The organism is Burkholderia sp. Ac-20379 (assembly GCF_017104645.1).
Taxonomy (GTDB): domain Bacteria; phylum Pseudomonadota; class Gammaproteobacteria; order Burkholderiales; family Burkholderiaceae; genus Burkholderia.
Genome location: NZ_JAAGPF010000256.1, coordinates 1 through 10,981 on the forward strand (window position 1 = coordinate 1; position 10,981 = coordinate 10,981).

Consider the following 10,981-nt stretch of genomic DNA (forward strand, 5'->3'; position numbering starts at 1 on the left):
GCCGAGTGAGGCGTCGCGGGCCGCGCTACCGCGTCGCGCGGTAGCGCGCGCCCACGTGCGGCGCGCTCAGCCGCGCCGGGCCGCCGAGCAGTTTCTCCCGCAGCGTGCCGGGTTCGTACTGCGTCTTGTACGCGCCGCGCTTCTGCAGTTCCGGCACGAGCCAGCGCACCACATCCTCGAACGTGCGCGGCGACTCGACCCAGGCCAGGTTGAAGCCGTCGATGTCGGCCTCCTCGGCCAGCGCTTGCAATTCGTCCGCCACCTGTGCCGCATCGCCCACCACCACCGCGCCGCGCCCGCCGATCGTCACGAACTCCACCGCGTCGCGCACCGTCCACACTTTTTCCGGATCGAGCTTGCTGAACGACGCCAGCGCCGACTGGCCCGCGTCGGTATCGACATAGGCGAGCGTGTCGTCGGGGCGGTAGCGCGACAGGTCGATGCCCGTCCAGCCCGACAGCAGCGCCAGCGCGCCGTCGCGATCGGCGCGGTCGCGGTACGCCGCGTAGCGGGCTTGCGCGCGTTCGGCCGTCTCGTCGACGATGACCGTCAGCATCGCGAACAATTTCGCGCTGTCGGGCGCGCGCCCGGCGTCGGCCAGCGCCTGCCGCGCGGCGCGCGCGGAGGCCTGCAGGCCCTTGCGGGTGGGCGCGCCGAGAAAGATGCATTCGGCGTGCTCGGCCGCGAAGCGCGTGCCGCGCGCCGAGCCGCCGGCCTGGAACAGCAGCGGCGTGCGCTGCGGCGACGGCTCGCACTGGAACACGCCCTCGCTGCGGAAATGCGGGCCGTCGTGGCGGATCGCATGCACGCGCGACGGGTCCGCATACACGCCGTTCGCGCGGTCGCGCCGCACCGCGCCGTCTTCCCAACTGCCTTCCCAGAGCTGGTAGCACACCGCCATGAAGTCGTCGGCCCGCTCGTAGCGCGCGTCGTGCGCGCGCAGCGCGTCCTGGCCGAGGCTGCGCGCGCCGCTTTGCAGATACGAGGTGACGATGTTCCAGGCCACGCGCCCGCCGCTCAGGTGATCGAGCGTGGTGAAGCGGCGCGCGAGCAGGTATGGCGTCTCGTAGGCCACCGACACCGTCAGGCCGAAGCCGAGATGCTCGGTGGCGTGCGCGAGCAGCGGGATCAGCACCGCCGGATCGTTCATCGGCACCTGGGCGGCCGAGCGCAGCGCGGCCTGCGGGCTGTCGCCGAACACGTCGTACACGCCGATCACGTCGCCGAGGAACAGCCCGTCGAACAGGCCCGCCTCGAGCGTTTTGGCGATGTCCACCCAGTAGGCGGTGTCGAGATAGTCGAGCGAGGCGTCGGCCTCGGCGGTCCATTGCCCCGGCGCGAGATGCGCCACGCAGTTCATCATGAAGGCGTTGAAGCGGAGTTGACGTGGCATCGCGAAAGCGCCCGTGGCTGGCTGGAAAACCAGCGATTCTAGGCGGCGCGGCGCGCGGCCGACATCGCCGGATCGGCATATCGTTATCGCGGCGAAACTGCAATGCAAAGCAGAAAAACTCGTTAGGTTGACGAAGGTTTCGATGCTTTACTGGCCGGCTTTTCCGTCTCTCCGCGTCCGGCCGAATCATGTCGACTCCCCTCGCAACATCGCGCAGCCCCAAGGCGGGCGCCGCGCGCGTCGGCTTTGCCGCGTTCATCGGCACCACCATCGAGTGGTACGACTTCTATATCTACAGCACGGCATCGGCGCTGATCTTCAGTCATGCGTTCTTTCCGGCCAGCGCCAACGCGCTGGTGGGCATTCTCGGCGCGTTCGCGGCCTATGGCGTGGGGTTCTTCGCGCGGCCGGTCGGGGCGGTGTTCGCCGGCCACTTCGGCGACCGGATCGGCCGCAAGCGCGTGCTGGTGTTCTCGCTGGTGCTGATGGGCGTGGCCACGGTGCTGACCGGCCTGCTGCCGACCTACGCCACGGCGGGCCTGCTCGCCACCGTGCTGCTGGTCGCGCTGCGGCTGCTGCAGGGCATCGCCACCGGCGCGGAGTGGGGCGGCGCGTCGCTGCTGTCGGTCGAACATGCCGGCGCGCGCACGCGCGGGCTGCTCGGCTCGTTCACGCAGGTCGGCTCGGCCGCCGGCATGCTGCTCGCATCCGGCACGTTCCTTGGCGTGCGCGCGTGGCTCGCGCCCGAGGCGTTCGCCGACTGGGGCTGGCGCCTGCCGTTCCTGTTCAGCGTGGTGCTGGTGGCGGTGGGGATCTTCGTGCGCACGCGGATTCGCGAGCCGGAGCCGTTTCTCGCCGCGCAGGCCGAAGGCCGGCTCAAGCGCCTGCCGGTGGCCGAGGTGTTCCGCCATCACCGCCGCGCGCTGCTGGTCACGATCGGCCTGCGGCTGCTGCAGCCCGCGATGTACGCGATCGTCACCACCTACGCGATCAGCTATCTGAACCTGAAGCGCAACGGCGCGTCGTACGCGCTCGGCGCGGTGATCGTCGGTTCGGCGGTGGCGATCGTCGCCACGCCGCTGTGGGCCGCGCTGTCCGACCGGATCGGCCGCCGCCGGCCCGCGATCTGGGCCGTGGTGGGCATCGCGTTGCTGGTCTGGCCGTTCTTCTGGTTCCTCGATCACGGCGACCTGCGCTATCTGCCGCTGGTGTTCGCGATCGAGCTGGCGGTGTTCGACGCGGCGATCTACGCGCCCGGCGCGGCGTGGTTCGCCGAGCAATTTCCGGTGGAAGTGCGCTACAGCGGCATTTCGCTCGGCTATCAGATCGGCACGCTGATCTCGGGCGGCCTGACGCCGTTCGTGGCGGCGGCGCTGCTCGCGGTGGGCGGCGGCGCGCCGTGGCTGATTTGCGCCTATATTTCGGCATTGGGCGCGCTGAGCCTGATCGCGGTGCTGGCCGCGGCGGACCCGGCCCGGCGCGCGGCGGGCGGCGGGTCGGATGGCGATTTGGATGGCGATGCGGATGGCGAGTCCGGCCGCGATGCCGCCGGCGCCGCGCGCTCCGTTCGCGCCGAGGCCACGCTGGCGGCTTCGCGCTGATTCCCCTTTTCGAACAGGATGCATCGACCATGAGCGGTTCACGCTTGCACGACGAAGAGGCGCGGATTCTCGCCGCGCTCGAACGGCAGCACGCCGGCCCGAAGGCGTTTCGCGCGATGTCGGCGCCCGTGTGGCGGGCCGGGCAACTGACGGAGAAGGACAAGCATCTGGTGGCCGTCGCGATCGCCCAGGTCACGCGCTGCGCGTTCTGCATCGAGCATCACGCGGCGCTCGCGCGCCGCTGCGGCGCGAGCGAGCAGGAAGCGCTGGCGGTCAGCTATCTGAGCGCCGCGCTCGAATCGCTGGGCGACGCGGCCGTGTCGCTCGACGGCGGGCGGCTCGCGATCGCCGACGAAGCGGCGCTGCGCGACAGCGACATCGCCCGCGCGCGCCTGCGGTTCGCGCAGGCCACGTTCGACACGGACGTGCTGACGCCGGGGCTGGTGTGGGTAGTGGCGGCCGCGGCCGCCTATGCGCAATCGAACGACGCGCGCCGTCAGGTGTTCCACGACGCCGCGCTGGCCACGCCCGGCAACGGCGCGGCGCTCGACGAGGCCTATGCGATCGCCGTGGTGCTGCGCGCGGGCGCGGTGTACGCGCACACGCTGCACGTGGTGGACGCGTTCCGCGATCCGGCCTGAGGCCCGGTCGAACCCTCGCCGTTCAATACGCCACGCGCATCCGGCGCGTGCGCGAGCGCCGGATCAAATCGAGAAACGCGAGCAGGATCGGCGAGCTTTCCTGCTGGCGGTACAGGCAGCTCAATTCGATGTCGCGCAACTGGCTCGACTGCAACGGCCGGTACACCACGCCGGGCAGCCGCAGGTTCGCCGCCGATTCGGTCGTCACGCACACGCCGAAGCGGCTCGACACGAACGCGATGCAGGTCACCACGTCCTCCACCTCCTGCTCGACGCGCAGCGCGACGCCCTCGGCGCGGAACGCCGCCGCCACCTCCTGCGCCAGCCCGTGCACGGGCGCGTTCGGGTAGAGGATCATCGGCTCGCCGTCGAGGTCGCGCAGCGCGATCGTCTTCTTCGCGCACAGCGGATGCCCTTCGTAGAGCGCAACCAGGAATTTCTCGCGCTGCACCCAATCCACGCCGATATCGGGCTCGTCCGGCACCAGCCGGTTGAAGCCGATCGTGATGCGGCGCTCGCGCAGCGCGGCGATCTGCTCCATCTTCGACATGTTGCGGATGCTGATCTTCACGTTCGGCCGCTCGGCGTGGAACTCGGCGAGCAGGCGCGGGATCACGTTGAGGATGCCCGAGCTGAAGATGCCCACGTCGAGGCTGCCCACGTAGCCCTGGCCGGCCAGCCGCGTGCGTTCCTCGGCGCGGCGCGACAGCGAGAGGATGTTCGGCACCTCGGCCAGCAGCGCGTGGCCGGCTTCCGTCAGCTCCGCGCCCTTGGTGGTGCGCACGAACAGCGGCGCGCCGATCTCCTCCTCGAGCGCGCGGATGTGCCGCGTCAGCGGCGGCTGCGCCATATGCAGCTTCTCGGCGGCCCGGCTGAAGTTCAGCTCCTCGGCCAGCGCCAGAAAATAGCGCATCTGCTTGATTTCCATCGCGGCTCCTCGCGCCCGGCCGATACCGTTGCGGTATCGCTTCGCCGTTTTGCGGTATTGAAACGCAAGATCGGCGCAGCGGCAAGCTGGCCGCGCCGGGCGGCTTCGCTATACGATGAGCGCGATGCGCGGCGCGGCTTGCCGCCGCGTTCCCTTCACCGAGCCCGCCTGCCCGACACGATGAACCTGTTCGACGAACCGAAAATCGATTGCCACAACCACGTCTTCGATCCGCAGCGCTTTCCGTATCGGCCGGACACGCCGTACCGGCCGAGCCAGCAGGAGATCGGCACGGCCGCGCAGTTCGCGCGCGTGCTCGACGCGTGCGGCGTGCAACACGCGCTGCTGGTCGGCCCGACCAGCGGCTACCGCACCGACAACCGCTGCATGCTCGACGCGATCGCGCACGGCGGCGGCCGCTTCAAGGGCGTGGCGGTGGTGGAGAACGACATCGCGCCCGGCGCGTTGCGCGCGCTGCGCGACGCGGGCGTGGTGGGCGTGGCGTTCAATCCGGCGCTCGAAGGGCTCGGCGTGTTCGACGACGCCGGCGCGCTGTTCGCGATGCTGGCCGAGCACGACCTGTTCGCGCAGATCCAGGTGGCCGGCGATCAGCTGCCGCACCTGCTGCCGCTGATCGAATCGACGCGCGTGCGGATCCTGATCGACCACTGCGGCCGGCCCGAGGTGGCGCAGGGCGTCGGCCAGCCCGCGTTCCAGGCCCTGCTGCGGCTCGCGCAAACGGGCCGCGTGACCGTGAAGCTGTCGGGCATGCAGAAGTATTCGCGGCAGCCGCATCCGTACCAGGACGCGCACGCGTATCTGCTCGCGCTGCTCGGCGCGTTCGGCCCGGAGCAGTGCGTGTGGGGTTCGGACTGGCCGTTCCTGCGCGCGCCGGAGCGGATGGATTACGCGCCGCTGCTGGCGCTGTTCGGCGAGCTGGTGCCGGATCCGGCCGTGCGCCGCCGCATCCTGTGGGACACGCCGCGCCGGCTGTTCGGCTTCGGGGCGTAGCACCGGCGTATCAACCCATAAAGCCATACCGATCCGGTATCGATTCGTCAAAAATCGGTATTGGACGGTATCCGCTGCCGCCGCGCATCATGCGTGCCATCGAGACGGAAGGCGAACCGCCCGCCGTCCCTCATGGAGACACGCATGCTCATCGGCAATCAACAGGACGTCACGCGCGCCGTGCTCGCGGAAATCGAGCGCGCGCCCAGCCCGCGCTTCCGCGAAATCATGTCGGCGGCGGTGCGCCATCTGCATGACTTCGCCCGCGACGCGCGGCTGACCGAAGCCGAATTCCATCTCGCCTGCGGCTATATCGCCAAGCTCGGCCAGCTCTCGAACGCCTCGCACAACGAAGTGGTGCTGGCGAGCGGCTCGCTCGGCCTGTCGTCGCTCGTCTGCCTGCTCAACAACGGCGACCACGGCCAGACCGACACCACCGCGAACCTGATGGGGCCGTTCTGGCGCATGGATTCGCCCGCCACCGAAAACGGCGGCTCGATCGTGCGCTCGCCGTCGGCCGGCGTGCCGATCTTCGTCGAGGCGTGGGTGCGCGACACCGAGGGCCAGCCGGTGGCCGGCGCGCAAGTGGACGTGTGGCACACCTCGGCCGACGGCTTCTACGAGAACCAGGATCCCGAGCAGGCCGACATGAATTTTCGCGGCAAGCTCACCACCGGCGCCGACGGACGCATCGCATTCCGAAGCATCAAGCCGGCCGGCTATCCGATCCCGCTGTCGGGGCCGGTGGGCGAGCTGCTGCGCGCGCAGGGGCGGCACAACCTGCGGCCCGCGCACATCCATTTCATGATCCACAAGGCCGGCTTCAAGACGCAGTTCTCGCAGGTCTATTCGAGCGACGATCCGAACCTCGAAACCGACGTGCAGTTCGGCGTGACGCGCGCGCTGATCGGGCAGTACGTGCTGCACGAGAACGCGCCCGCGCCGGCCGATGATGTGAGCGGCCCGTGGTATTCGCTCGCCCATACGTTCCGCATCGAGCCCGGCGAGGCGCGGCTGCCGACGCCGCCGATCACGGGCAAGGCCGACGGCCCGCGCCCGGTGTGGACGGTGCTCGAGCGCGTGGCCTGAGCGCGCCGCCCGATTCAATCCTTCCGATTTCCCCCGCTGTCGAACCGAGATCCATCATGCCGATTGTTCATATCTCCCTCGTCGAGGGCCGCGACGAGGCTGCCATCAAGGCCTGCGTGAAGGCCGTCGCGCATACCGTGCACGAAACGCTGGGCGCGCCGCTCAACACGATCCGCGTGTACGCCACCACCACGCCGGCCGCCTTCTGGGCGATCGGCGGCCAGACCAAGGACGAACTGCCCCCGGCGAACGCCAACGTTCAGGAGAACGGACAATGACGCCCGACGCGATCCGGCAGGCCGCCGACGCGCTGGCCGACGCCGCCCGCACGCGCCGCGCGATCGCGCCGCTGCGCGAAACCTATGAGGGGCTGACGATCGACGACGCCTACGCGATCCAGCGCGTGAACACCGAGCGCTGTCTCGCCGAAGGCCGCCGCCTGGTCGGCTGCAAGATCGGCCTGACTTCGCTGGCGGTGCAGAAGCAACTGGGCGTCGATCAGCCCGATTTCGGCATGCTGTTCGACGATTACGGCTTCGGCGACGGCGAGCCGATTCCGGCGTCCATGCTGATGCAGCCGAAGATCGAGGCGGAGATCGCGTTCGTGATCGGCCGCGACATCGCGGTCGACCACCCCGGCCAGCTCGACGTGCTGCGCGCGATCGACTACGCGCTGCCGGCGCTCGAGATCGTCGGCAGCCGCATCGCCGATTGGAACATCCGGATCGCCGACACGATCGCCGACAACGCGTCGTCGTCGGCCTACGTGCTCGGCACGCGCCCGCGCAAGCTGTCCGAATTCGATCTGCGCCTGTGCGGCATGGCGATGGAGCGCCGCGGCGAGCCGGTGTCGGTGGGCGCGGGCGCGGCCTGCCTCGGCAATCCGATCAACGCCGTGGTGTGGCTGGCCCGCACGATGGCGCGGCTCGGCACGCCGCTGAAGGCCGGCGACCTGGTGCTGTCGGGCGCGCTCGGCCCGATGGCGCCGGTTTCGCCCGGCGACATCTTCGAGGCCCGCATCAACGGGCTCGGCGCGGTGCGCGCCGTGTTCGAAGCCGATTCCACCGTATCCGCAAGCGAGGCCCGCCAATGAGCCAGATCACCGACATCGCGAGCCTGCTCGACGACGCCGCGCGCGAGGCGCGCGAAATCGCGCAGTTCGACACCGACAACCGCCTGTCGCTCGACGACGCCTACCGCATCCAGGCCGCCTCGATCGAGCGCCGGCTCGCGCGCGGCGAGCGCCGGGTGGGCGTGAAGATGGGCTTCACGAGCCGCGCGAAGATGGTGCAGATGGGGCTGTCCGACGTGATCTGGGGCCGCCTGACGTCGGCGATGCAGATCGAGGAGGGCACGGCGATCGATTTCTCGCGCTTCGTGCATCCGCGCGTCGAACCGGAAATCGCGTTCGTGCTCAAGCACGCGCTCGACGGCGACGTCACGGGCCCGCAGGCGCTGGCCGCCGTGGAGGCCGTCGCGCCCGCGCTCGAAATCATCGATTCGCGCTACCGCGATTTCAAGTTCACGCTGCCCGAGGTGATCGCCGACAACGCGTCGTCGAGCGGCTTCGTGATCGGTGCGTGGCGCGATCCGAAAGCGGATTTCGGCAACCTGGGCCTCACGCTCAATATCGACGGGCGCGTCGCGCAGGTGGGCTCCACCGCCGCGCTGCTCGGCCATCCGCTGCGCTCGCTGGTGGCCGCCGCGCGGCTCTCGGCGCAGGCCGGCGAGCCGTTGCAGGCGGGCTGGATCGTGATGGCGGGCGGCGCGACGCCGGCCGAATGGATCGCGCCGGGGCAATACGTGTTGGTCGAGATGGAGCAGCTCGGCAGCGCCGGGTTCCATGTGAAGCGTTGATGGCGATGCCGGCGGCGGCAAGGCCGGCCGCCGGCGAACGGGAGTGAATCATGAATCGCAAGGTGAAAGTGGCCATCATCGGGCCGGGCAACATCGGCACCGATCTGATGATCAAGGTGATGCGCAACAGCCGCCACCTCGAAATGGGCGCGATGGTGGGCGTCGATCCGAATTCGGACGGCCTCGCGCGCGCGGCCCGGTTGGGCGTGCCGACCACGGCCGAAGGCCTCGACGGGCTGCTCAAGCTCGACGTGTTCCCGCAGATCGACGTGGTGTTCGACGCCACCTCGGCCGGCGCGCACGCGCGCCACAACGAGGTGTTGCAGGCGCACGGCGTGCAGGTGATCGACCTGACGCCGGCCGCGATCGGCCCGTACGTGATTCCGGCGATCAACCTGGAAGCCGAGAACGCGTCGAACATGAACATGGTGACGTGCGGCGGGCAGGCCACGATTCCGATCGTCGCGGCCGTGTCGCAGGTGGCGAAGGTGCATTACGCGGAGATCGTCGCGTCGATTTCGAGCAAATCGGCCGGCCCCGGCACGCGCGCCAACATCGACGAGTTCACCGAAACCACGCGCGCCGCGATCGAGACGCTCGGCGGCGCGGCGCGCGGCAAGGCGGTGATCGTGCTGAACCCGGCCGAGCCGCCGCTGATCATGCGCGACACGGTGTTCGTGCTGTCCGAGCACGCCGACACGGCGCGCATCGAGCGCAGCATCGAGGCGATGGTCGCGCGCGTGCAAGCCTATGTGCCCGGCTATCGCCTGAAGCAGCGCGTGCAGTTCGATGCGATCCCGGCCGACCGGTCGCTCAACGTGCCGGGCCTCGGCCCGCGGCACGGCGTCAAGACCTCGGTGTTCCTCGAAGTGGAGGGCGCCGCCCATTACCTGCCGTCGTACGCCGGCAACCTGGACATCATGACCTCGGCCGCGCTCGCGTGCGGCGACATGATGGCCCGCCGCCGGATCGAAGCCGGCATCTCGCGTGCCCTGAAGGAGACCGCGCAATGAGCGTCAGCGACCGCAAGCTCTATATTTCCGATGTGACGCTGCGCGACGGCAGCCACGCGATCCGCCATCAATACAGCCTCGAGAACGTGCGCGCGATCGCCGCCGCGCTCGACGCGGCCGGCGTGGACAGCCTCGAAGTGGCGCACGGCGACGGCCTCGAAGGCTCCAGCTTCAACTACGGCTTCGGCGCGCACAGCGACGTGGAATGGATCGCCGCGGCGGCCGAGAGCGTGACGCGCGCGAAGATCGCCACGCTGCTGCTGCCCGGCATCGGCACCACGCACGACCTGCGCAACGCCTACGACGCCGGCGCGCGCGTGGTGCGCGTGGCCACGCACTGCACCGAGGCCGACGTGTCGCGCCAGCATCTCGCCTATGCGCGCGAGCTCGGCATGGATCCGGTCGGATTCCTGATGATGAGCCACATGACCACGCCGCAGAAGCTCGCCGAGCAGGCCAAGCTGATGGAAAGCTACGGCGCGACCTGCGTGTACGTGGTGGATTCGGGCGGCGCGCTCGGCATGAACGACGTGCGCGACCGGTTCCGCGCGTTCAAGGACGTGCTGAAGCCCGACACGCAAACCGGCATTCATGCGCACCACAACCTGAGCCTCGGCGTGGCGAACTCGATCGTGGCGGTGGAGGAGGGCTGCGACCGCATCGATGCGAGCCTGGCCGGGATGGGCGCGGGCGCCGGCAACGCGCCGCTCGAGGTGTTCGTGGCCGCCGCCGCGCGGCTCGGCTGGCACCACGGCTGCGATCTGTACCGCCTGATGGATGCGGCCGACGATCTGGTGCGGCCGTTGCAGGATCGCCCGGTGCGCGTCGATCGCGAGACGCTCGCGCTCGGCTACGCCGGCGTGTATTCGAGCTTCCTGCGCCATGCCGAAGTGGCCGCCGCGAAGTACGGGCTGAAGACGGTCGACATTCTCGTCGAGTTGGGCCGCCGCAAGATGGTGGGCGGGCAGGAGGACATGATCGTCGACGTTGCGCTCGACCTGCTCGCGCGCGCCGAGGCCGGCGCGGCCGTGGCGGGCTGAGCCGTGAGCCGCCGCTATTCGCTCGTGCCGCTGACGGCGATCGAGCTGACCCCGCCCGAACTGGTGGCCGCCGCGGCCCGCACCGGCTACGACGGCGTGAGCTTCCGGCTCAGCCCGTTTCGCGCGGGCGAACGCCAGCATCCGATGTTCGACGGCTCGCCGATGCTGCTCGAAACCGAACGGCGGCTGCGCGACACCGGCTTGCAGGTGATCGACGTGGAGGTGCTGCTGCTGACGCCCGAGCGCGACGTGCGCGCGTTCGAGCCGGTGTTCGAGACGGCGCAGCGGCTCGGCGCGCGCCACGCGCTGACGCTGATCGACATCGCCGACGCGGCGCTGGCCGCCGACCGGTTCGCGCGGCTCTGCGAGCTGGCCGGCCGGTACGGCGTGTGTTGCGCGCTCGAATTC

General features: G+C 70.0%; 11 protein-coding genes and 1 pseudogene. 10 read left to right on the forward strand and 2 right to left on the reverse strand.

Features of this window, described 5'->3' with window-relative positions; translation table 11 throughout:
* Positions 1-25: 25 nt before the first annotated feature.
* Positions 26-1,393 (reverse strand): LLM class flavin-dependent oxidoreductase, encoded by a 1,368-nt coding sequence (locus tag G3N92_RS24975; protein WP_206130272.1) that lies wholly within the window; start codon positions 1,391-1,393, stop codon positions 26-28.
* A gap of 188 nt (positions 1,394-1,581) precedes the next feature.
* On the opposite strand from G3N92_RS24975, the gene G3N92_RS24980 reads away from it, so the two are divergent.
* Together G3N92_RS24980 and G3N92_RS24985 are read left to right on the forward strand one after the other, a co-directional pair.
* Positions 1,582-2,994 (forward strand): MFS transporter, encoded by a 1,413-nt coding sequence (locus tag G3N92_RS24980; protein WP_206130273.1) that lies wholly within the window; start codon positions 1,582-1,584, stop codon positions 2,992-2,994.
* A gap of 29 nt (positions 2,995-3,023) precedes the next feature.
* Entirely contained in the window at positions 3,024-3,635 is a 612-nt protein-coding gene (locus G3N92_RS24985; protein ID WP_206130274.1) for a carboxymuconolactone decarboxylase family protein, read from the forward strand.
* A gap of 22 nt (positions 3,636-3,657) precedes the next feature.
* Here G3N92_RS24985 and G3N92_RS24990 read toward each other — a convergent pair whose 3' ends face one another.
* Positions 3,658-4,563, reverse strand: coding sequence for a LysR family transcriptional regulator (locus tag G3N92_RS24990; protein ID WP_206130275.1), 906 nt, complete (start codon positions 4,561-4,563; stop codon positions 3,658-3,660).
* 180 nt (positions 4,564-4,743) lie between these two features.
* Between G3N92_RS24990 and G3N92_RS24995 the strand changes: the two genes are divergently transcribed.
* From G3N92_RS24995 to G3N92_RS25030, 8 genes and pseudogenes are all read left to right on the forward strand, one after another.
* Positions 4,744-5,574: an amidohydrolase family protein gene (locus G3N92_RS24995; protein ID WP_206130276.1), complete on the forward strand. Its 831-nt coding sequence runs from the start codon at positions 4,744-4,746 to the stop codon at positions 5,572-5,574.
* Between the two features lie 144 nt (positions 5,575-5,718).
* Complete coding sequence (locus tag G3N92_RS25000; RefSeq protein WP_206130277.1) at positions 5,719-6,663, forward strand: dioxygenase; 945 nt, start codon at positions 5,719-5,721, stop codon at positions 6,661-6,663.
* Positions 6,664-6,719: 56 nt separating this feature from the next.
* On the forward strand, positions 6,720-6,941 hold the full coding sequence (locus G3N92_RS25005; RefSeq protein WP_206130278.1) for a tautomerase family protein: 222 nt from the start codon (positions 6,720-6,722) through the stop codon (positions 6,939-6,941).
* A complete protein-coding gene (locus tag G3N92_RS25010) occupies positions 6,938-7,756 on the forward strand; it encodes a fumarylacetoacetate hydrolase family protein (protein WP_206130279.1) in 819 nt (272 codons plus the stop codon). The genes G3N92_RS25005 and G3N92_RS25010 overlap by 4 nt, the downstream gene beginning before the upstream one ends.
* Positions 7,753-8,520: a fumarylacetoacetate hydrolase family protein gene (locus G3N92_RS25015; RefSeq protein WP_206130280.1), complete on the forward strand. Its 768-nt coding sequence runs from the start codon at positions 7,753-7,755 to the stop codon at positions 8,518-8,520. The genes G3N92_RS25010 and G3N92_RS25015 overlap by 4 nt, the downstream gene beginning before the upstream one ends.
* 50 nt (positions 8,521-8,570) lie before the next feature.
* A complete protein-coding gene (locus G3N92_RS25020; protein WP_206130281.1) occupies positions 8,571-9,533 on the forward strand; it encodes an acetaldehyde dehydrogenase (acetylating) in 963 nt (320 codons plus the stop codon).
* Positions 9,530-10,573: a 4-hydroxy-2-oxovalerate aldolase gene (gene dmpG / locus G3N92_RS25025; protein WP_206130282.1), complete on the forward strand. Its 1,044-nt coding sequence runs from the start codon at positions 9,530-9,532 to the stop codon at positions 10,571-10,573. The genes G3N92_RS25020 and dmpG overlap by 4 nt, the downstream gene beginning before the upstream one ends.
* 3 nt (positions 10,574-10,576) lie before the next feature.
* Positions 10,577-10,981: pseudogene (locus tag G3N92_RS25030) on the forward strand (sugar phosphate isomerase/epimerase); the annotation flags it as partial.

Coding starts and splice junctions, on each gene's coding strand:
- G3N92_RS24975 (WP_206130272.1), bottom strand. CDS start 1,393: ATGCCACGTCAACTCCGCTTCAACGCCTTCATGATGAACTGCGTGGCG.
- G3N92_RS24980 (WP_206130273.1), top strand. CDS start 1,582: ATGTCGACTCCCCTCGCAACATCGCGCAGCCCCAAGGCGGGCGCCGCG.
- G3N92_RS24985 (WP_206130274.1), top strand. CDS start 3,024: ATGAGCGGTTCACGCTTGCACGACGAAGAGGCGCGGATTCTCGCCGCG.
- G3N92_RS24990 (WP_206130275.1), bottom strand. CDS start 4,563: ATGGAAATCAAGCAGATGCGCTATTTTCTGGCGCTGGCCGAGGAGCTG.
- G3N92_RS24995 (WP_206130276.1), top strand. CDS start 4,744: ATGAACCTGTTCGACGAACCGAAAATCGATTGCCACAACCACGTCTTC.
- G3N92_RS25000 (WP_206130277.1), top strand. CDS start 5,719: ATGCTCATCGGCAATCAACAGGACGTCACGCGCGCCGTGCTCGCGGAA.
- G3N92_RS25005 (WP_206130278.1), top strand. CDS start 6,720: ATGCCGATTGTTCATATCTCCCTCGTCGAGGGCCGCGACGAGGCTGCC.
- G3N92_RS25010 (WP_206130279.1), top strand. CDS start 6,938: ATGACGCCCGACGCGATCCGGCAGGCCGCCGACGCGCTGGCCGACGCC.
- G3N92_RS25015 (WP_206130280.1), top strand. CDS start 7,753: ATGAGCCAGATCACCGACATCGCGAGCCTGCTCGACGACGCCGCGCGC.
- G3N92_RS25020 (WP_206130281.1), top strand. CDS start 8,571: ATGAATCGCAAGGTGAAAGTGGCCATCATCGGGCCGGGCAACATCGGC.
- dmpG (WP_206130282.1), top strand. CDS start 9,530: ATGAGCGTCAGCGACCGCAAGCTCTATATTTCCGATGTGACGCTGCGC.